The sequence below is a fragment of the Bacteroidales bacterium genome, from assembly GCA_021648725.1.
Lineage (GTDB): Bacteria > Bacteroidota > Bacteroidia > Bacteroidales > JAADGE01 > JAADGE01.
The window spans coordinates 51,432-72,242 of the sequence record JAKISF010000002.1; the positions used below are offsets into that span (position 1 = coordinate 51,432).

Annotated in this window: 19 protein-coding genes; 11 read left to right on the forward strand and 8 right to left on the reverse strand. The window is 32.3% G+C overall.

The window, feature by feature from the left end:
- Positions 1-5: 5 nt before the first annotated feature.
- The 3 genes from L3J35_01155 to L3J35_01165 all read right to left on the reverse strand — a co-directional run bounded on the left by L3J35_01155 (position 6) and on the right by L3J35_01165 (position 3,332).
- Complete coding sequence (locus tag L3J35_01155; GenBank protein MCF6364788.1) at positions 6-1,508, reverse strand: oligosaccharide flippase family protein; 1,503 nt, start codon at positions 1,506-1,508, stop codon at positions 6-8.
- Between the two features lie 94 nt (positions 1,509-1,602).
- The gene (locus L3J35_01160; protein MCF6364789.1) at positions 1,603-2,577 is read right to left on the reverse strand and encodes a polyprenyl synthetase family protein; all 975 of its coding nucleotides are present in this window, start codon (positions 2,575-2,577) and stop codon (positions 1,603-1,605) included.
- Between the two features lie 5 nt (positions 2,578-2,582).
- The gene (locus tag L3J35_01165; protein ID MCF6364790.1) at positions 2,583-3,332 is read right to left on the reverse strand and encodes a PorT family protein; all 750 of its coding nucleotides are present in this window, start codon (positions 3,330-3,332) and stop codon (positions 2,583-2,585) included.
- Between the two features lie 102 nt (positions 3,333-3,434).
- On the opposite strand from L3J35_01165, the gene L3J35_01170 reads away from it, so the two are divergent.
- The 3 genes from L3J35_01170 to gmd all read left to right on the forward strand — a co-directional run bounded on the left by L3J35_01170 (position 3,435) and on the right by gmd (position 6,639).
- A complete protein-coding gene (locus L3J35_01170) occupies positions 3,435-4,490 on the forward strand; it encodes a mechanosensitive ion channel family protein (protein MCF6364791.1) in 1,056 nt (351 codons plus the stop codon).
- 31 nt (positions 4,491-4,521) lie between these two features.
- Positions 4,522-5,445, forward strand: coding sequence for a CPBP family intramembrane metalloprotease (locus L3J35_01175; GenBank protein MCF6364792.1), 924 nt, complete (start codon positions 4,522-4,524; stop codon positions 5,443-5,445).
- A 75-nt stretch (positions 5,446-5,520) separates the two neighbouring features.
- Complete coding sequence (gene gmd / locus L3J35_01180; GenBank protein MCF6364793.1) at positions 5,521-6,639, forward strand: GDP-mannose 4,6-dehydratase; 1,119 nt, start codon at positions 5,521-5,523, stop codon at positions 6,637-6,639.
- A 10-nt stretch (positions 6,640-6,649) separates the two neighbouring features.
- On the opposite strand, the gene L3J35_01185 is transcribed toward gmd, so the two are convergent.
- Genes L3J35_01185 through L3J35_01200 form a run of 4 tightly spaced genes read right to left on the reverse strand, consistent with a single transcriptional unit; the run spans position 6,650 to position 10,422 of the window.
- A complete protein-coding gene (locus L3J35_01185; GenBank protein ID MCF6364794.1) occupies positions 6,650-7,561 on the reverse strand; it encodes a hypothetical protein in 912 nt (303 codons plus the stop codon).
- A 36-nt stretch (positions 7,562-7,597) separates the two neighbouring features.
- Positions 7,598-8,131, reverse strand: a complete 534-nt coding sequence (locus L3J35_01190; GenBank protein MCF6364795.1) for an acyltransferase — start codon at positions 8,129-8,131, stop codon at positions 7,598-7,600.
- Positions 8,132-8,140: 9 nt separating this feature from the next.
- Positions 8,141-9,499: an oligosaccharide flippase family protein gene (locus L3J35_01195; protein ID MCF6364796.1), complete on the reverse strand. Its 1,359-nt coding sequence runs from the start codon at positions 9,497-9,499 to the stop codon at positions 8,141-8,143.
- 44 nt (positions 9,500-9,543) lie between these two features.
- Positions 9,544-10,422, reverse strand: a complete 879-nt coding sequence (locus L3J35_01200; protein ID MCF6364797.1) for a sulfotransferase domain-containing protein — start codon at positions 10,420-10,422, stop codon at positions 9,544-9,546.
- Positions 10,423-10,568: 146 nt separating this feature from the next.
- Here L3J35_01200 and L3J35_01205 point away from each other — a divergent pair, with 146 nt between their 5' ends.
- The 6 genes from L3J35_01205 to mutL all read left to right on the forward strand — a co-directional run bounded on the left by L3J35_01205 (position 10,569) and on the right by mutL (position 18,907).
- The gene (locus tag L3J35_01205; protein ID MCF6364798.1) at positions 10,569-11,813 is read left to right on the forward strand and encodes a Stp1/IreP family PP2C-type Ser/Thr phosphatase; all 1,245 of its coding nucleotides are present in this window, start codon (positions 10,569-10,571) and stop codon (positions 11,811-11,813) included.
- A complete protein-coding gene (locus L3J35_01210) occupies positions 11,814-13,544 on the forward strand; it encodes a serine/threonine protein kinase (protein ID MCF6364799.1) in 1,731 nt (576 codons plus the stop codon).
- 48 nt (positions 13,545-13,592) lie between these two features.
- Entirely contained in the window at positions 13,593-15,485 is a 1,893-nt protein-coding gene (locus tag L3J35_01215; protein MCF6364800.1) for a menaquinone biosynthesis decarboxylase, read from the forward strand.
- On the forward strand, positions 15,486-15,959 hold the full coding sequence (locus L3J35_01220) for a RecX family transcriptional regulator (GenBank protein ID MCF6364801.1): 474 nt from the start codon (positions 15,486-15,488) through the stop codon (positions 15,957-15,959).
- A gap of 23 nt (positions 15,960-15,982) precedes the next feature.
- Positions 15,983-16,945 carry a bile acid:sodium symporter family protein gene (locus tag L3J35_01225; protein ID MCF6364802.1) on the forward strand — a complete coding sequence of 321 codons (963 nt, stop codon included), beginning with the start codon at positions 15,983-15,985 and terminating at the stop codon, positions 16,943-16,945.
- A 135-nt stretch (positions 16,946-17,080) separates the two neighbouring features.
- Positions 17,081-18,907 (forward strand): DNA mismatch repair endonuclease MutL, encoded by a 1,827-nt coding sequence (mutL, locus tag L3J35_01230; protein MCF6364803.1) that lies wholly within the window; start codon positions 17,081-17,083, stop codon positions 18,905-18,907.
- Positions 18,908-18,917: 10 nt separating this feature from the next.
- Here the strand turns inward: mutL and L3J35_01235 are convergent, their stop codons facing one another.
- Positions 18,918-20,027, reverse strand: coding sequence for a CAP domain-containing protein (locus L3J35_01235; GenBank protein MCF6364804.1), 1,110 nt, complete (start codon positions 20,025-20,027; stop codon positions 18,918-18,920).
- Between the two features lie 154 nt (positions 20,028-20,181).
- Between L3J35_01235 and L3J35_01240 the strand changes: the two genes are divergently transcribed.
- Positions 20,182-20,463, forward strand: coding sequence for a hypothetical protein (locus L3J35_01240; protein ID MCF6364805.1), 282 nt, complete (start codon positions 20,182-20,184; stop codon positions 20,461-20,463).
- A gap of 163 nt (positions 20,464-20,626) precedes the next feature.
- Positions 20,627-20,800, forward strand: coding sequence for a hypothetical protein (locus L3J35_01245; GenBank protein MCF6364806.1), 174 nt, complete (start codon positions 20,627-20,629; stop codon positions 20,798-20,800).
- Positions 20,801-20,811: the final 11 nt, after the last annotated feature.

Consider the following 20,811-nt stretch of genomic DNA (forward strand, 5'->3'; position numbering starts at 1 on the left):
ATGAATTAACCTTTTTTTGCAGACAATAGTCTCAGGTACAGCTTTTCTTTTAAAACAACGAAAATTATAAAGCTCAAAATAAAACCTGTGTTTACTAAATACTTAACAGAGCCTTTAAATTCAAAAAATAAACTTCCGGCGTAGATTGCTCCGGCAAACAGTACATAAATAAATATATCTTTTAAGGGGTAGTTTATTCTGTAATATTTTCTTCCTAAGAAATATGAAATAATCATCATTGCCAAATAGCAAGAAAAATGAGCCCATGCCGAACCGAGATAACCGAAAACAGGAATTAACACCGTGTTTACGCCAATGGTTATTAATGCCCCTACTCCTGCGATGTATGCTCCGTATTTAGTTTTATCGGTAAGCTTAAACCAAACAGATAAATTATATACAACACCCAAAAACAAATTGGCAACCAGCAAAATCGGTATAATATCCAAGCCCACCCAATAACTTTCATTGCTGATGAAATATTTAACAATATCAATATAAAGCATTATGCTTAAGAAGATAAATAATCCGAAAATCACAAAATATTTCATTACTGCAGCATAAACTTTTTTTGCATTTTCTTTTTTCTCTTGGCTGAAAAAGAATGGTTCCGCAGCATATCTGAAAGCTTGAATAAACAAAATAACCAAAACAGACAATTTATAGTTTGCTCCGTATATTCCTATTTGCGACATAACATATTCATGAGCGTTTTCAATTCCTTCGGGAATAACAATTAGGTATTTTAATAAAATCCTGTCGATTACTTCATTAATCATTCCCGCCAAACCTGCGAACAACAAAGGGAAGCCGTAAAACAAAAGTTGTTTTAATAACTTTTTTGAAAAAATAAGTTTAGCTTTTAAAAAATCAGGTAAAAATAATAACAGCGTAACGGAAGATGCAATTAAATTAGAAATGAAAATATATCCTATACCTATGTTCTTCGAATAAAAGCCGGAAATAAAAGAATCGGGATTGTTTTCTGATAAAATAGGACATAACAGTAAGAAAAATAAATTTAACCCTATGTTTAACCCTATATTTATAAATTTAAAGGTTACAAATTTAATTGCTTTATTTTCCCGTCTTAATTTAGCAAACGGAATTGCAGTTATTGAATCAAGCCCGATAATAAAAGCAAACCAAACGATATATTCAACATTATCAGGGTATTGCAAGGTGTCAGCAATAGATTTTGAAAACAAAATTACAACTGCAATAAAAAGACTTGAAGTAAAAAGAATAGGTGAAACAGCTGTTGAAAAAACTTTTGAGGGGTTGTCGTGTTTTTCGGAAAACCTGAAGTATGCAGTTTCCATTCCGTATGTTAAAAAAACCATTAAAAATCCGGCATAGGCAAATAATTCTGTAACAATCCCGTATTCAGACGTTACAAACAGGCTTGTGTATAACGGAACCAGAAGGTAATTTAAAAACCTTCCGACAATACTGCTTAAACCGTAAACAGCTGTTTGTCCTATCAGTTTTTTTATCGGACTTGCCATAAATGTAAAATTTTGCCAAAATTAATATTATCCTAAAAAAACTCTCTGATAAAAGAGAGTTTTTGTTTTTTAATTTTTTGGTCTGTTCATTTTATTACTTTTTTCTGGTAGTAATATATTCAACCAAATCCGATAATGCTTTTTTTGCTTCTGATTCCGGAAAAGTTATTAACTTACCAAGAGCCATATTTTTATATTCATTCATTTTTTCTTCCGTATATTCTAATCCTCCTTTTGATTTAACGAAATTCATTACAATTTCAACCTTTTCTTTGTTTGAATTATGCTTTTGAATTATTCTCAGGATATGTCTTTTTTCTGACTTTTCAGCTTTGCTTAACGCAAAAATAAGCGGCAGTGTTATTTTTTTTTCTTGAATATCATTCCCGGTAGGTTTTCCGGTAAGGTTTGTTTTTTGATAGTCAAATAAATCATCTTTAATTTGAAATGCAATACCTGCATATTTCCCGAATTCTTTTAAATGTTGCATTTCATCATCATTTGCACCTGCTGATTTTGCACCCGCTGCACTGCAAGAAGCAATTAAGGTTGCCGTTTTTTTGTAAATAATCTCAAAATATGTTTCTTCGGTAATATCTAATTTTCTCGATTTTTCGATTTGTAAAAGCTCTCCTTCCGCCATTTCTTTCACTGCCTCGGAAACAATTTCCAAAAGCTTATATTCTTTATTGTTAACGGCAAGCAATAATCCTTTCGAAAGCAAGAAATCACCGGTAAGAACTGCAATTTTTGATTTCCATAAAGCATTTATTGAGAAAAAACCACGTCGTTTATCAGCATCATCAACCACATCATCATGTATAAGAGTAGCAGTATGCATCAATTCAATTAAAGTTGCTGCGGTATAAGTGCTTTTTTTGATGTCTCCGAATAGTTTTGCTGCCAAAAACACAAACATAGGTCTCATTTGTTTTCCTTTTCGTCTGATAATGTAGTTCATAACAATATCAAGCAAAGGAACTTTACTTTTTACGGCTTTTTTAAAGAAACCGTCAAATTCTTTCATTTCTTCCCCGATAAGAGCCTTTATTTCTTTAATTTTTGACATTAAAATTATTTAAACAACATAAAACGACCTCTTCCGCATGAAGCATCTCCCCAGAAAGCAAAGAAATAATTAACCTCTAAAATTATTTGAACTGATGCCGGATTTGTCGGATAGCTTTTTGCATAGTTCGGAAAATAATAACCGTCACCCGTAACATTATATGCTGCATTTGGTGTAATATCAGTAAAAGAATAAGATAATCTTGCTCCCAAATTAACATCAAGTCGTTCGTTACTGTATAAGCCGGCACCGAAACCTAAAACAATACTTGTAAATTTAGGCTCATAATTTCCGATTAAATTAGGTCTGACTATTGCAGATGTTGTTGTATTCGTTTCTTCTATTGATTTTATTGTTGAAAGTTTAGGCCCCACCTCTATGTAAACTCCGGTATTCCCCGTATATCTGAAAAACGGCAATATGTCCAATGTTTTCATTGCTAAATCTTTATCATACACTTCATTTGTGTTAATAATTGTGTATTTCTGGTTGTATTTTGAAAATAACAAATCAGCCCCGAAACCTATATTGTCTCCTATTGTAAAAGTAAACCTTCCGCCGAATGATTGGCTCATTGAAAAATAGTTTAAATCAACATTTCCGTCTTCAATAATATCAACATTTAAAAGGACCGAGTTTCCTATTCCGGTTTTTGCCGCTAAGCTGAACCATTTTACTGTTTGTGTTCGTCTTTGAGAACTTGCTGTGTTTATAAAAAAAACACCTACTAAAAAAAATAATAAAAACTTTTTCATTTCAGTCTGTATTTAAATTTAAAAATATAAAAGTAATAATTTTTTCGGTTTTTATATTAAATTAAGTTTTAATAGCTTTGGGGCATAAAAAACAAATTAATTATGACAGAATTTTTTGATAAAACATTTTACGGAAATACAATTGCAGAATGGTTAGTTGCATTGTTAATTATTGTAGGAACTTTTGTTTTGGCAAAGGCTCTTTACTGGGTTTCGGGAAATATTATAAAGAAGCTTACTAAGAAATCAAAGTCGCAATTAGATGATTTAATTGTAGATAAAATTGAAGAACCGATTATTTTAGCCCTTGTTTTAGGCGGTTTTTGGTTTGGTGTAGCTTATTTAAACCTCTCGGAAGGATTTGCAGCATTTATGGACAAAGCATTTTATGTTGCAATAACATTTGATGTTTCGTGGTTAATTGTGAGGCTTGTTGATGCTATAATAGTTGAATATTTAACACCGCTCGTTAAAAAAACAGACGGAGACTTAGACGACCAACTTCTTCCGATAATAAGAAAAAGTTTAAAAGCTGTTATATGGATTGTTGCCATAGTTGTGGGGTTGAATAATGCAGGATATGACGTAGGGGCTTTAATTGCAGGGCTCGGATTAGGAGGTTTGGCATTTGCAATGGCAGCAAAAGATTCTGTTGCAAATCTTTTCGGAGGAGTTTCGGTTTTTATGGATAAACCGTTTAAAATTAATGACAGAATTCAATTAGACGGGTTTGACGGAACAATCACGGACATAGGATTAAGAAGCACAAAATTAAAAACATTAAACGGAAGAATTGTAACAATTCCGAACCATAAATTTACGGGATCATACATTGAAAATGTCAGTTCCGAACCCAGCAGAAAAATGGCATTGTCATTAGGTTTAACTTATGATATGACAGCAGACGATATTCAAAGAGGAATTGAGATTCTTAAAGAAATTGATAAGAATAGTAAATATACGGAAGACGAATGTGTTGCCATTTTTGAAACATTCGGAGATTTTTCTTTAAATATTACTTATATATATTACATAAAACCGGGAGAAGACATTTGGGCGGCAATCAATGATACAAATTTTGAGATTTTAAGGAAATTCAATGAAGCAAAATTAGGCTTTGCATTTCCCACACAAACTATTATTACTCAAAATAATTGAACTTAGTTGACGAAAAATATAGAAAACATTTATGAAAAATCCTTTTTTTGAACAAACAAGTGCTCCGCTAAAGATTATTTTTTTTATGTTTATTATTGTGGGGTCTTTTTTTGTGCTTTTATTTTTAGGTACTGTTATTTCAATTCTTGTTTTTCAAATTGACTTTTCAAATTTTGCTTCTTCTTTTGATTTTTCAAATCCCGGTAATATTTCTTTTATAAAGTTTATGCAGGCGGTTCAGCACTTGGGGATATTTGTATTGCCTCCGATTATTGCTGCATATTTATTTTCTAAAAAACCTAAAACTTATTTAAGTGCCGATAAAAGCAGTTCGGCATTTTTATTTTTGGTTACTTTTTTAATTGTTCTTTTTATTATTCCGATAAGCGGCTATTTAGGGAGTTTAAACTCTCAAATGTCTTTGCCTGAAAGCTTAGCCGGCTTAGAAGAAAAGATGAGATTAGCCGAAAAAAGTGCTGAAATTGCAACTTCTGCATTTTTAGATGTTTCGACAATAGGCGGTTTGCTGGTAAATTTATTTGTTATAGCTGTTTTACCTGCCGTAGGAGAAGAGTTCTTTTTTCGGGGAATTTTGCAGAAATTATTTAAAGATTGGACTAAAAACATTCATGTTTCCGTATTTATTACAGCAATATTGTTTAGTGCAGTTCATATGCAGTTTTTTACTTTTTTACCAAGATTTATTTTAGGCTTATTGTTCGGATATTTGTTGGTTTGGTCTAAAAATATATGGATCCCCGTTTTTGCACATTTTGTTAATAATGCAATTTCTGTATTAGTTTATTTTTTTACCGAAAGTGCCGAAAAAGTTGAACAAACGGAAGATGCCATAGCACAACCGACGGCTTTATTCATGACGTTTGCTTTATTCGGGATATTTTTATTTCTGTTTTACAGAAGGACACATAAAAAAGTGCCTAATCCGGAATTATGACTGTTCGTTTTAATGCTTAACTTTATGAAATTATATTAATTTTGATACCTTGATTTTACAAATAAATATAACCAGATGCCAAAAACAGCTTTCATTACAGGAATTACAGGGCAAGACGGAGCATATCTTGCAGAATTTTTATTGAAAAAAGGATACATTGTCCACGGTTTAAAAAGAAGAAGTTCTTTGTTCAATACGGACAGAATAGACCATTTATATCTTGACCCGCATGTTGAAAATCGTAAATTTATTCTGCATTACGGAGATTTAACAGACTCAACAAATCTTATTCGGATTATTCAAGAGGTTCAACCGGATGAAATCTATAACTTGGCAGCTATGAGCCATGTTAAAGTCAGTTTTGAAACCCCGGAATATACTGCTAATGCCGACGGAATCGGAACCCTAAGAATTTTAGAGGCCGTAAGACTATTAAACCTGACTAAAAAAACTAAAATATATCAAGCCTCAACAAGTGAATTGTTCGGACTTGTTCAAGAAGTTCCTCAAAAAGAAACTACGCCTTTCTATCCTCGAAGTCCATACGGTGTTGCAAAAATGTATGCTTACTGGATAACGGTAAATTATCGAGAAGCTTATAATATGTTTGCTTGTAACGGCATTTTATTTAATCATGAATCTCCAATCAGAGGAGAAACCTTTGTAACCAGAAAAATTACAAGAGCAACATCCAAAATTGCATTGGGCTTGCAGGAAGTTCTTTATGTCGGGAATCTTTCGGCAAAACGAGACTGGGGGCATGCAAAAGACTATGTAAAAGCCATGTACCTGATGATGCAACAAGACAAACCGGAAGATTTTGTAATAGCAACCGGAAAAACTACATCCGTTCGAGATATGATTAAAATGGCCTTCAAAGAAGTCGGTGCAGAACTGGAGTTTAAAAATCAAGGTCAGGATGAAATAGGAATTATCAAGTCTGCAACGGGAGAATTTTCCGACAACTTAACAGAAGGAAAAGTTGTAATAAAAGTTGATCCGTCATATTTCCGCCCTACGGAAGTAGATTTATTAATAGGCGACCCGACAAAAGCAAATACTAAACTCGGGTGGAAACCGGAATATACTCTCGAACAATTAATCACAGAAATGGTTCAAAGCGACTTAAAATTGATGAAAAAGGATAAGTTTTTGAAAAATTCCGGGTATGAAATAAAGAATTATTTTGAGTAAAACACAAACATCAGCGATTTTTAAGACGAGTAAAAAGAGAAAAAATAAAACCGAGATTATTCCGGGAATAGTTCTGATATGTGTGCTTTATGCTTCCAAAACCACTATTAAAATCTGCGATTCCTTTAATATTCGACCCGGCAAAATCTAAAACAAGATCTGTTCCTGCATAATTTTTAAGAAATAAATCAACTAATAAATACCCGACCTTATTTTTTCGACCCGTTTCGTTTATTGCAGAAAAGATAACAGCTCTTTTATATTTTATTATAAAGCCGGCTGAACCACAAATATTTCCGCTTTTATCATAAGCATTATACAAAATAAAGCAGTCATTTTTTTGAGCGAAACTTAAAACATCTCGCATTCTTTCAAATAGGTAATTCGGAATTTTGTTGCCCGTAAGCTGTTTTTTTAAAAAAATAAGTCCGGAAATGTTTTGTTCTTTTTTCACGGCAATATTTTTTTTATAACTCCTGTTAACGTTTTTTCTGTGGTTTTTTGAATAGCTCTTTTTGAGTTCGTTATACTGTTTTTTAAGTTGGAGTTCGTAAGTTATGTTTTCTGTATGTGTGAAGTTTGGAACTTCAATAATTTCAAAAGAGTTTTGCTTAATGTTAATTACCTTAAATTTAGGCGGAATTTTTGAGAAAAACTTGTTTAACAGATCAAAGTCAATTTCTTTTTCAGAAAAAACACCCAGCCTGGCAGAAAAAAAAGGATTATAAATATAGTTTATAAAAAACTTTCTTTTATGTATTATAGGCATTACAGATATATAATCATTTTCAACTATGGCGTCCCATCCCGGGCATAGCCTGTCTAAGTACCAAGAAAGGGCATAAACAATTCTGTTTTTTGAAACACTGATACAATTATCCCATTTCTTTTTATCAATATTTTTGTGTTTTATATATCTCAAAATATCCGTTGTCAATAGTAGTATTATTCTGGTATTTTAACTTTTATATGCCCCGAGTTTCTTCAAAACTTTTGCAGGATTTCCTCCTATAAGTTGATTGTTTTCAGGAAAAGATTTTGTTACAACAGAACCGGCTGCAACAATCGTGTGTTCTCCAAGTTCAACTCCGGGCAAAATTATACTGTTTGCCAGAAGTAAAGAGTTTTTTCTGATAATTATAGGCATTCCCGGCATATAATCGTTATAATTATCGGGCGAGTGATTCTTGCTTATAATATATACTCCCGGACCTATCCAAACATTTTCTTCTATAATAATTCCGTTTCTTCCGTCAATATAGCAATTAACAGCTCCGCCGGGGTTCTTTTCCGTATTTTTTTTTATTTTTTTGTGGCAAATAATTTGAGAAGTAAAATGTACAGGCCAAGGAACCTTTCTGTTTATTCCTATTATTTTTTGCATAATAAACAAAATTGTCAACTTTTTAACAGAGTAATAAACAGACAAATCCATTTGTTTGTAAAACAAGCGGAAAAATTTCAGAACCAATAATTTAAAAAAACTTTTCATCTGATGTATTTATATTTTAAAACGGTGTTTTTTTAAAACAAGATAACCGATAATCCCCAAAACAATATACAAAGATGCTCCGAAAAATGAAAAATAAGTCAATAAAATAATAAGTTTTTGTCCTTTGCATAAAATAAAAATTAAAATAGCCGTCCCTAAAAAAACAATTTGCCAAATTAAAAGAATTTGTTGAAGTTTAAGAAATGAAAAAACACTGCTTACATTTCTTGTTGCAAATCCGGCAACTGCAATTGGTATAAGAGCTTGTGCAATATTGCCCGAAAAAGCCCAATTTTCTCCCAAAACAAAACCAAAAAGCTCTCTTCCCCAAATCAACACCGGAAACAGAATTAATAAAGCTGAAAGAAAAGAAATTAAATATGAATAAAAATATAAGCGAAGCTTGTTTTTTGTGGTTGTAATTTTTTGATAAAAAACCGTTGTAAAAGAACTGCTTATAAAGTTAAGCGGGTAATTTATGACTTTACTTGCCTGTAAATACAGCCCGACAATTGTTGTGTTGAACAGAAATGTAAGAACATATATAAGAATGTCAACAGAAATAGAGTTTAGGAATGCCATAGGCATTGAAAAAATCGGAAAATTCTTATTTTCTTTTATTTCTTTTTTTAAAGTTGCTTTATTAATAACTAAATTTTTTAATGGATTAAGCCTTCTGTTTTTTAAGAATAACAGAAAAACAGAAGAAAACTGTCCGATAATTTCCCCCGCAATAAGACCAAACTCTTTTAATATAAAAAACCCAAAGCCTATTTTTGAGGATACAGATGTGCTGTTTTTTGCAATATAGGAAAAGGCAATACTTTTAAATTCTTTTTTTCGACTGAACCAGTTGTAAAAAATTTTATATGTTCCCAGAAAAAAAACAGACAGCGGAACAAAATACAAAACAGACTTGTAACCTTCGGTGTTCAGCAAACCGGAAATTTGTTCATTGAAGATTAAAACAAAAAAAAGGCTTAAAACAGAAGTAACTACAACCAAACCAAAACTTAAAGCAAAAAGGTGTAACGCTCGGGTATCTTCTTTCGGCAACATTATTGCTAACTCAAAGCGACCGGAAGATATTGACGCAATAACTGATGAAAGACTAAAAAATACTCCGAATATTCCAAATTCCTCCGGAGTATATATTCTTGTTAATATCGGTATTGCCAGAATACTGATTATTTGGGCAATTGCTGTTCCCGACATTAATGTTAGAAGGCTTTTCGCAAAATCTTTTTTAATTACCTTTTTTAAATTAAAACTGATCAATTTCTTTGTTTTAGGAATAAGTTTATCTTCGTCTCCGAAAAGAAACAATAAACTTGTTAATTTTTTTCGCTGTTTTTCTTGCAAAAACACAACAACCGTCTTTTATATCAATATCCTCTATGCTTCAATTTTCATTATCTTGTGAAATCTATATTGTATGTTTTTTTTAAGTTTAAAATATCCTCTTCTAACATTTTGTATGCAAACGAATATTCCTCGTCATTTATTTTATTATATTCTTTAGCCTGCTTGTTCATGTCTGCAATTTTTTTTACTGTCCCGGTTTTAATGAGAAAACGATTAATAAAGGAAGGAATAATTTTCTTTAAAAAAAGTCTTGTCGGATTATTTCTGTTAACTAAAAACTGTTGAAGCTTTTTTGAGCGAACTTTAAAGGCTTTATTTTTAATATTGTCGTTTATATTTAGATTTTTATATTCTATGTTAAAGAAACCGGATATTTGCCTGAGAACAAACGGAATATTATCTTTTAAATCAGACGTTTTTAATAAAAGAAAGTTTTCTTTCGGAAAAAATTGCATCCAATATTGAAGCCCGGAATAATACTTACTTCGTAAAATATTACACATATTGTTTTTCTGTACAATATCATCAGAATTTTCAAACTCTTTTTCTTGCTGACAAGCATCAATAAAACTAATGTTTTTATTTATGTAACCGTTTCTGACAGAGTAATTATAACCTGAAAATGCACGTAAAACAGGATCTCGCAGAACCAATACAATCTTCATATTCGGATTATATTGTTTTGTTTTTTCTGGGGCATTTTTATCAATTAAAAGATATGTGTCTGCAGTAATTTTACATCTTCCGTCATTTTTAAAAAACGAATTAAGGTATGTGTCTCCTTTTTGAAATAGATCTTCAAACGCAAAAAAGTGAACTTCTTTTTCTTTGGAGAAATCAATTGAAGGATGCACATCCATATATGATGCAAGTGTTGTTGTGCCTGCTCTGGCAGCTCCGATTATTATACCTTCAACTTTTTTCATTTTGTATTGCCAAAAATAAAAAACAATTTTTCTTTTTCAACGACTTATATTGATATTATTCAGAAATCAAAAAAAGAATATATACAATATGCTAACTTTTTGTTAATTTTACAAAATTATCTTTTTAATAAAGAGGCTTTGTTAAAATGACAAAAACACAACAACTTAAAAACTTCAGTTACTTCGGAGGTTCCCATATCGGAAATGTCCGTGAAGAAAATGAAGACGCATTTACTCATTTTGAAACAGTTAACGGAAGTTTTTTTGTGTTGTGTGATGGCATGGGAGGAATTAAGGGCGGAAAAAAGGCCGCAGAAATTACAATTAAGCAAATTGAAAAATACTTGTCGGAAGAATGGGAGGAAAATCCACAAATTCTGATAAAAAACGCAATAGAATTTGCAAACAACAAGGTTTTCGAATATTTTGAAAAAAGAAGTCTCGGACAAAAGCCCGGAACAACAATTGTTTTAGTTCTTATCCGAAATAATAAGGTTTATTATGCACATGTCGGCGACAGCAGAGTTTATTACCAAACCGGAAAAAAAATATTTGCATTAACACAAGACCATTCTTTCGTAATGAACTTAGTAAACCGAAAAATTATTACGGAAAATGAGGCAAGAGAGCATATCAGGCGAAACGAAATTACAAAAGCAGTCGGAATTAAGGAATTTGCCGACCCGTCAGTTTGTAAAGATTTTATTAGTCCCGTTGATAATGATTACATTCTTTTATGCTCTGACGGACTAACCAACGAACTGACAAACAAAGAAATACTTAACATTTTATTAAATAATAAAGATATTGACAAAAAAGTTAATTTGCTGATTAACAATGCTCTTGATAACGGGGGAGACGATAATATAACAGTACAACTGATTCGCTTTTATAATACCGGAAAAGAAACAAATACTGATTTTTTAAAAAAACAGTCAAAGTCGAAAAAAGTTAAAACGCGTTTTTTTTATTTGTTCGTTTTCCTTTTTTTAGTCTCATCAGTGCTTATTATTCGATATTTTATTAAAGACCCCGTTGTAGTAAAAAAGGACAACAAGTCAAGTTCTGCATTACTTATATACAAAAAGCAAAGTAACGACACTTTAATAAATGTTTTCATAAAAGCAGGGTCAAAAACGAATGATATTCATAAAAGATTCAATATACAGCCTGAAGAAATAGGTCGTGCAACCGGATTATCGGAACATAAAAGTTTTATTAAATACTATATCCCCGTAAAAGATGTTTATAAAAAAAGAGTCGGGAAATATATTTATTCGTATCCGGATATTAAAAAACGTAATATGATTGACATCTTAATTGCAAATAAAAAGAACGAACTTTTTTTTATCCCGGGGGAAATAATAATAATACCGAAAAAACAAAAATAAATGGTCGGCGAATACATAAATGATTACGAAATAGACGAAATTATTGATGAGGGCGGCATGGCAATTGTTTATCTCGGTATTCATAAAGTTTTGAAACGAAGAGTTGCCGTAAAAATGCTAAATCCTATATTAGAAAAAAATCCTCAATATAAAAAACGCTTTATAAATGAAGCGAAATTACTTTCCAAGCTTAACCACCCGAATATAATCGGTTTATATGATTTTGTTGAAAACGATCTGGGAACATTTCTAATAACCGAATATGTAAAAGGACAAACGCTTGATGCTTATGTTGATTTGGTATCAGGCCCGATGCCGGAAACAAAAGCTGTCAAATTAATTGTTCAAATTTTAGATGCTGTCGGACACATGCACTCAAAAAACATGATACACAGGGATATAAAACCGTCGAATATTATGATAACTTCCGACAATACCATAAAATTAATTGACTTCGGAATAGCAAAACATTTAAGGAAAAACCAAGCATTGGTCACACAAGACGGAGCAAAACTCGGAACAACAATTTTTATGAGCCCGCAGCAAGTAAAAGGAAAGGTGCTCGACAGAAGGACTGATATTTATTCAATCGGAGCAACACTTTTTTATATCTTAACAGGGCAATATCCGTATGATAAAAACAAAAGTGAATATGAAATTTACAATAAAATTGTTACGCAACCCTTCCCAGACCCTCACAGGTTTTATGTCGGAGTTTCCGACAAAATGCGAAACATAATCAGTAAAGCAACACAAAATCAACCGTTAAACAGGTTCCAGTCTTGCGACGAATTAAGCATAGCTCTTTTAAATACACAAACAAAAAAAACAAAATCAGCAACAATTTCTTTGCAAACAAAAATAATCGATGCTGCAGAAATAGATATAAGAAAACCCGTACTCGGAAATGAATTTAAACAAAATATTATAATGCTTTTTGCTGCAATTGTATTCACGGCAATGATTATTACGGGCTTATATTTTTTGTCAAAAAAAGATGAGCGACAAATAATTGATAACAATGCATATTTACTTGAAGCAGACAGCTTAGGTGCAAAAAAAACAGAAAAACTTCATTATGGTGAAACTGTCAGAATAATCAAGAAGCCCGAAGACGGAATAATTAAAAAACCGTGGTATAAAGTAAGAAGTTTAAGAAATAATGTCGGTTATGTTTATGCGGACTATGTTGAGGTATCTCCTGTTTTCGCACAAATAAATGCAATTTTTGGAAATAGTTTGGCAGGAACAATAATCCCGGCCAAGTATAAAAAAGCCTTGCGAGAATTTTTTGTTGAAAACAGATATTTTGAAGACAACAAAACAAGCTGGAAATTATATCCCGATGATGTTAAAACTTTTGAATTAAATACCGTAGCATTCGGCTTTTTTGATAATAACGATATTGAAGATTTTGCTTGTATCATTGAAAATAAAGAAAAAGAGGAAACCCAAATGTTGATATTTTTTGATAATAAAGAAAATATTTCCGTTATTATTAACGAAAAAGTTAAAATAAAAACAATAGAAGCCGGAAGGCACGGCGGAAGATGGTTGCTCGGGAACTCAACCGTAAGAACAAAAGAAAACGGAGATAAATACGAAGCCGGAAAATATGAATATTTGAAAACAGACGGAATATTGCTTTTTAAACAAGAAAACAATGAAAACATTGTATATGTTTATAATCCGGAAGAAAAAATGATACGGTTTTACTCACAAACAAAGTGATTTCTTTCACATAATACTAAATATCATTCAGAGCAAATATTAAAAAATATGCAAAACTTCATAAACAAAATTGAACAAGCCGAAGAACTAATCAGAATAAAATCTCGGGTTAATCCTGAGCTCGAAATTGCCGAAATTGCTGACCGAATGTCAAAATCAAAAGGCGGAGGCAAAGCTCTGCTGTTTGAAAATACAGGAACTGATTTCCCTGTTCTGATCAATGCTCTCGGTTCAGTTAAAAGAATGCAAATTGCTCTTAATGTAAATAACTTTAACGAAATTGGCAAAGAGTTAGAAACAATGTTCAAAAGTATGACTTCTCCCAAGAAAGGGATTTTCGATAAGCTGAAAATGTTGCCCGAACTTGCTGCCTTGTCTTCTTTTATGCCGAAAACCGTTTCCGGAAAAGGACGTTCACAAGAAGTAATTCACAAAAACCCGGACTTATCAACATTTCCTATTTTAAAAACATGGAGCAGAGACGGAGGTAAATTTATTACACTTCCCCAAGTTATTACAAAAGACCCGATTACAAACATCCGGAATGTCGGAATGTATCGAATGCAAGTTTTTGAAAAAGATTTGACCGGGATGCACTGGCACAAACACAAAGTTGGGGCGAGACATTTTTCGGAATATAAAAAACTCGGTAAAAAAATGCCGGTTGCTGTTGCTCTCGGAGGACATCCGACATTAACTTACGCTGCAACAGCTCCGCTACCTGATAATATTGACGAATATATGCTTGCCGGTTTTTTGCGAAAGCAAAAAGTAAAAATGGTAAAAGCAATTACTCAAGAAATTGAAGTTCCCGCAGAAGCAGATATAATTATCGAAGGGTATGTTGACCCGCAAGAAGATTTTATTTGGGAGGGTCCTTTCGGAGATCATACCGGTTTTTTCTCTTTGCCCGATTGGTATCCTAAATTTCACGTAACCTGTATAACACATAAAAAAAATGCAATATATCCTGCCACGGTTGTCGGGATTCCGCCTATGGAAGATGCATATATAGCACGTGCAACCGAAAGAATATTTCTTGCTCCCATAAAACTGGCAATGCTGCCCGAACTAAAAGACATGAATATACCCGATGCAGGGGTTGCTCACAATTTAACTCTTGTAAGTATTGAAAAAACATTTTCCGGGCAAGCTCAAAAAGTTATGAATTCGCTTTGGGGTGCCGGACAAATGATGTTTAATAAAATGCTTACTGTTTTCGACAAAAATGTTAATATCTCTGACTATAAAGACCTTGCAAAAGCTTTTTCGGAAAACGTAAACCCTGAAAACGACATTGTTTTTATGAAGGGGCCTTTGGATGTTCTTGACCATTCGTCAAGCAAATTTGCATACGGGAGTAAACTCGGAGTTGATGCAACAAAAAAATTTGATGAGGAAAAAAGCGATAACAAATCGGTTAAGATAAATACCAAAACGGTAGAAATAGACCTTATCAATATTAAAAAAAAATATCCGGAAATTAAAGAAATAAATGACGACCTTTTAAAAGACGATATTTCATTTCTTTTTATATCGGTTGAAAAAAGTAAAAAAGAACACGTAAAAGAGCTTTCAAAAAAACTGATAAATGAAGTCGGCATTACTAAAGTTAAATTTTTAATCTTTGTAGATTATCCGGTTAACGTATTTGATATTGAACAAACAACCTGGATTTTTGCAAATAATATTGAGCCTTTACGAGATTGTTATATTTTTAATTCGCAAGATCGCTTTTCTCATTTAATAATTGACGGAACACGAAAAAGAGCCGATATTGATAATTTCAAAAGAGATTGGCCTGATATTGTAACTTCCGATGAGACTACAATTAAATTAGTTGACAAGAAATGGAATGAATACGAAATCGGAGAATTTATTTCATCGCCTTCCGAAAAATATAAACATTTAATAATGAGCAAAACAGCAGTTGTAGAATAAATGTCGCAAGAATATATATCATACAAAAAAGCATTAAACAAAGCGATGTATTTCTGCAGCAAAGCCGAAAAATGCAAATCAGATATTAGTAAGAAGTTATATGACTGGAAGGCCAAACCTGATGAACATGAAAAAATAATTTCCGAGCTTGAAAAACAAAAATTTATAGACGAAAAAAGGTATGCAAACTTTTATGTTAAAGATAAAATTAAGTTTAATAACTGGGGGAAAATAAAAATAAAAACAATGTTGTTTCAAAAACAAATACCCGAAAAAATAATTGCTGAGGCAATAAGCGAAATTAAACAAGAAGAATATCTTGAAATGTTAAAAAATGTTATAAAAGAAAAAAGAGAAAAATTAAAAGAAAAAGACCCGTATAAAGAGAAAACAAAGCTTTTGCGGTTTGCTTCAAGCAGAGGTTTTGAGCCGAATATTATTATAAAATTGCTTGAAAATGAAAAAAAGCACTAAATTAGCTTTGTAAAACAAAAAAAATGTTCGAAAAGTTCAACTTACTGCTTCAACCTTTAGATGAAATTAAATTAAATTTTAACGAAGCCGGGCTTATGGTCATGAATATTACCATAGCATTTATTATGTTCGGTGTTGCTCTCGGAATAAAACGAGAACACTTTGTTCAAATAACAAAAAACCCAAAATCGGTTATGATAGGGTTAATTGCACAGTTTTTATTGCTCCCGGCAATAACTTATTTGTTAGTTATATTACTAAAGTTTCCTGTTTCTATTTCTTTGGGAATGTTGCTTGTTGCATCCTGTCCCGGCGGAAACATTTCAAACTTTATGACATCATTGGCAAAAGGAAACACCGCACTGTCAGTAACATTAACCGCATTTTCTGATTTGCTTTCAATTATAATGACTCCTTTAAACTTCGTTTTTTGGAGCGAACTATACATAAGCTCCGTTCCTTTAGCAAACCCTCTTGAAATTCCCTGGCAACATGTTTTTCAAACAATAATAATATTAATGGGAGTTCCGTTGACAGCAGGACTATGGTTTGCACGAAGATTTCCGAAATTAACAGAAAAAATATTTAAACCCATAAAATGGATTTCAATAATTGCATTTCTCGGCTTTATTGCCGGTGCCGTTGTTGCAAACTTCGGACATTTTATGGGCTATTTCTTACTGCTTTTACCTATCGTTTTCTTTCATAATGTCATTGCCTTCGGAATGGGAAATGCAATTGCACGGGCATCTTTTTTGCCTGTCTTAGACAGAAAAACAATTACGATAGAAACCGGAATTCAAAACTCCGGCATCGCTTTAGTCCTAATTTTTAATAAAAACATTTTTCCGGACGGTTACGGTGGCATTGCTTTTATTGCTGCAACGTGGGGCATTTGGCACATTGTTTCCGGTTTAATCTTAAGTTCTTGGTGGTCAAGAAGAACAAACGGTCTTAATCAAAAAAAAGAGGCAAAACTTCAATAGTCTTGGTTTCGGCTTATTATTTTTATTTTTAATGAATATCAAGCTCTCTTTGTTTCATTTTTTCTTTTTATACAAATTATAATATTTATTTCTTTAAATTTTTATTATTTTGCATTTTAAAGGGTTTTAAAATAAATGAGCGATATTATACAATTATTACCGGATTCGGTTGCAAACCAAATTGCTGCGGGTGAAGTTATCCAGCGTCCCGCTTCGGTTATAAAAGAACTGATTGAGAATGCAACAGATGCCGGAACAAATAATATAATTGTAAATATAACAGATGCCGGAAGAACATTAATACAAGTAATCGATAACGGTAAAGGAATGTCGGAAACAGATGCTCGAATGGCTTTTGAACGACACGCAACTTCTAAAATAAGAGAAGCAAAAGATTTGTTTGCCATAAATTCTATGGGATTCCGAGGAGAAGCTCTTGCATCAATTGCTGCTGTTGCAGATGTTGAGCTAAAGACAAAACAAGAAGGAAGTGATCTCGGAACATTTATTCATATCAAAGGTTCTGAAATAATTAAGCAGGAAACAGTTTCCGTTTCTATAGGAAGCAACTTTTCCGTTCGTAATTTGTTTTTTAATATTCCGGCAAGACGAAAGTTTTTGAAAGCTGATAACACAGAATTTCGACATATTGTTTCTGAATTTAAAAAGGTTGCTCTGGCTCGTCCGGATATTTCGTTAAGCCTTATTCATAATGATAATATTATTTACAAACTGAGCAGCGGAAAATTAATACACCGTATTTCTGAATTATTCGGAAAAACTATCAGTAAGAATTTGATTCCTGTTGAAAGTAATACAAGTATTCTGAAAATATCAGGGTATATCGGTAAACCGGAAATTGCAAAAAAAAGAAATGAAGAACAGTATTTTTTTGTAAATATGCGTTTTATGAAGCACCCTTATTTTTACAAGGCAATTTCCCTCGCATATGAGCAAATAATAAAGCCGGATATACATCCTTCGTTTTTTTTATATTTTGAAATTGACCCGGCAAAAATTGATATTAACATTCACCCGGCAAAAATTCAAATTAATTTTGATGATTCAACGGGAATATTTCAGTTACTTCGAGCATCAATAAAAAAAGCTTTGGGCAGTTTCAATATTGTTCCTTCAATTGATTTTGACAGAGACGGCTATATTGAAATGCCGTACTCCGGGAATGAAAAAGATGATTTAAAAATTCCGGCTATAACAAATTCAGGAAATTATAATCCTTTTAACGAAAAGGGTCGTGAGGCAAAAATGTCTTTTACGGGCTCATCTTTTAAAAAAGAACCGGTTCCTGAAAATTGGGATTTGTTATATAACAGTTTTGAATCAAGCCTCAACAATGAAACAAAGACTCCTGAACAAAATACAATTTCTGCCGAAGCCCAAGCATTTTCAAAATTATTTCAGGTTAAAAATAAATATATTGCAACTCCGGTAAAATCCGGAATTATGTTGATTCACATAACAAGAGCACACGAACGTATTCTTTTTGAATCTTTATTAAGTTCAATGCAATCCGGGAATGTTTCAATACAAAAAATTCTGTATCCTGTAAAAATTCAATTGACATCTGAAGATTTTGAGTTTTTGAAAAGTGCTGAAAAAAGTCTTAAAAGCATCGGTTTTGACATTTCTTTTAACAAAAACGAAGAAGTTGTTATTTCCGGAGTTCCGTCACATATAAAAAATGCAAACCCAAAAGAGCTCTTAGAAGTTGTTCTGGTCCAAATTAAAGATGATACTAATTTTTTATCTGAATCCATTCAGGAGAACCTTTCTGAATTATTGGCAAAAAAAGCATCTCTAAGTTTTGCTAAACCGCTTGCATCAGAAGAAATGTTGCATATTATAAATAACTTATTTTCATGCAGAATGCCCAACTTTACTAACAACGGCAGAAAAATCATTGAAATCATTAAGTTTGATGAAATTGAGAAACTGTTTTAAGTTCGACTGATTACCTGAACATTTGAACCCAATATGTTCCGGAATGACCTATTCCCATATATTTATGATTGCCCATAATGTTTTTGCAATGTCCCGGGCTTTGCAACCATCCTCCTAACACTTCAGAAACATTTGCATAACCTGCAGCAATATTTTCTCCGTCGGAATAACAACCTTCGTCACGAGCACGTTCCCACGGAGATTTTCCGTCGGGTCCGTAATGAGAATAATGATCTTCTTTTTTCATTGTATCGGCATATTTTTGTGCTGTTTTTACCAAACAATTACATAATACCAACGGCAGTTGTTTTTTTATTGATTTTTCTCCGCAGATGTAACCGGTTGCTCTTTTTTTGTTTACCATAACCAATAAGTCAATTTGCCAATATTTTTCTTGAAATTTTCTCGACAGCTCCTTTGCTTTGGTGCTTGACTTATAGTTCCTTTTCAAAAAAACCAACAGTGTGCTTGCAGTTTCAATATCACACTTCTCTTGCAAAAAAAGGGTTTCCAAAGCATTTTCAAGTTCACCCCTTCCGCCTTTTTTCAAATAAATAAAGCTCTCACTTACAACATCATATATTGTTTCGTGTAAATCCGCTTCGTCTATATTTGGGGTGTTTTTTAAAATATCCCGGCTCTTAAAATTGTATGCTTTGGCAAGCTTAAATAAGTACACCTTTTCAGCAGGATAAATTTGCATAAGTTTTTTATATATTTTCTTTGCTCTCTTTGAATTCCCTTTTATAAAGAACGAATCTGCAGCAACCAGGACATTGTCTTTAATACGTTTTATTTTTCTTTTGTTTGTTCTGTAAAATGAGTCTTTCGGCTTTTTCTTGTTGTAAGATTCAAGTTTACTTATTCCTTTCAGGGATTCGTATATCGAATATTCATATAATTTGATAATTTTCTCATCTCTGAAAGCGTCTGTTAATACTAAGCTTTTGTAAAGAATCGAACCCTGTTTGTCTTTATTTTCTTTAATGTTTTTATCACAAAGGATTAGGCATTTTTCATATTTCTTTGCATCATATAGTTTTTGAACTTTTGTTTGAGAAAAGGCTGTTACAAAATAAAACATTAATAATAGAAGTGTGATTCCGGCTTTTGTTTTCATTGAGAAATATTTTTGATTCGAAATACAAGTTAATTGTTTTTTATAAATAAAACAACCCGATATGAATTGTAACGATTTCCCTTTCATTTAAATTATATTTTTTGTGTTGTAAATCCTATTTGAAGGTTTAAATTATTAATTAATTTGTTTTATTATGAGAGTTACTAAACTTAAGCTCCTTTTCTTTCTGCCGCTTTTCTTGTTCTTTATTTTTAGTTGCGGAGATGAAGATGCTGCATCCGAAAAAACCAATGATGTTGTTTCCGAGGAATATGTTGTTGATGACCCCGCCCAAGAAGACGATACTGACAAGATAAAAAATATTATTTGTATGTGGAAAGCAGTTTCTTTGAAAGAAACTCCGTCTTCAAAAGGAAAATACATAGGGCTTGCAGAAAAGCTCACAGGTGCATTAGATTTCAAGTTTCTCGTTTGAAGTCGTATATAAATACTGCGAAATAAGAGAAATTTGAAAGATAGTGTGCCTGTGGGCAGCTAAAATATTTTACACAAGTACCGGGAAATAGGACGAAATGAATTAAAAACCTTGCACCTGTATATGTAAACAATCCTATAAATGGCTGAAAACAAACATATTAGTGTTTTTCGGCAAGCCCTACATAACCACAATATACTTAGGTGAAGTTGCAACAACATTCGGAGAAATTGTTCCCGATTCAAGTACATCAAAAGTTCGAGATTATATTAAGATTAAATTGGGCGACGTAACAGAAGGCTGGATTCAAGAAAGCCTCATATTTAACAAGTTCTGACGTTGATATTG

Bases quoted from the DNA above. Each gene is read 5' to 3' on its own strand.
- L3J35_01155 (MCF6364788.1), bottom strand. From the start codon at position 1,508: ATGGCAAGTCCGATAAAAAAACTGATAGGACAAACAGCTGTTTACGGT.
- L3J35_01160 (MCF6364789.1), bottom strand. From the start codon at position 2,577: ATGTCAAAAATTAAAGAAATAAAGGCTCTTATCGGGGAAGAAATGAAA.
- L3J35_01165 (MCF6364790.1), bottom strand. From the start codon at position 3,332: ATGAAAAAGTTTTTATTATTTTTTTTAGTAGGTGTTTTTTTTATAAAC.
- L3J35_01170 (MCF6364791.1), top strand. From the start codon at position 3,435: ATGACAGAATTTTTTGATAAAACATTTTACGGAAATACAATTGCAGAA.
- L3J35_01175 (MCF6364792.1), top strand. From the start codon at position 4,522: ATGAAAAATCCTTTTTTTGAACAAACAAGTGCTCCGCTAAAGATTATT.
- gmd (MCF6364793.1), top strand. From the start codon at position 5,521: ATGCCAAAAACAGCTTTCATTACAGGAATTACAGGGCAAGACGGAGCA.
- L3J35_01190 (MCF6364795.1), bottom strand. From the start codon at position 8,131: ATGAAAAGTTTTTTTAAATTATTGGTTCTGAAATTTTTCCGCTTGTTT.
- L3J35_01200 (MCF6364797.1), bottom strand. From the start codon at position 10,422: ATGAAAAAAGTTGAAGGTATAATAATCGGAGCTGCCAGAGCAGGCACA.
- L3J35_01205 (MCF6364798.1), top strand. From the start codon at position 10,569: ATGACAAAAACACAACAACTTAAAAACTTCAGTTACTTCGGAGGTTCC.
- L3J35_01210 (MCF6364799.1), top strand. From the start codon at position 11,814: ATGGTCGGCGAATACATAAATGATTACGAAATAGACGAAATTATTGAT.
- L3J35_01215 (MCF6364800.1), top strand. From the start codon at position 13,593: ATGCAAAACTTCATAAACAAAATTGAACAAGCCGAAGAACTAATCAGA.
- L3J35_01220 (MCF6364801.1), top strand. From the start codon at position 15,486: ATGTCGCAAGAATATATATCATACAAAAAAGCATTAAACAAAGCGATG.
- L3J35_01225 (MCF6364802.1), top strand. From the start codon at position 15,983: ATGTTCGAAAAGTTCAACTTACTGCTTCAACCTTTAGATGAAATTAAA.
- mutL (MCF6364803.1), top strand. From the start codon at position 17,081: ATGAGCGATATTATACAATTATTACCGGATTCGGTTGCAAACCAAATT.
- L3J35_01235 (MCF6364804.1), bottom strand. From the start codon at position 20,027: ATGAAAACAAAAGCCGGAATCACACTTCTATTATTAATGTTTTATTTT.
- L3J35_01240 (MCF6364805.1), top strand. From the start codon at position 20,182: ATGAGAGTTACTAAACTTAAGCTCCTTTTCTTTCTGCCGCTTTTCTTG.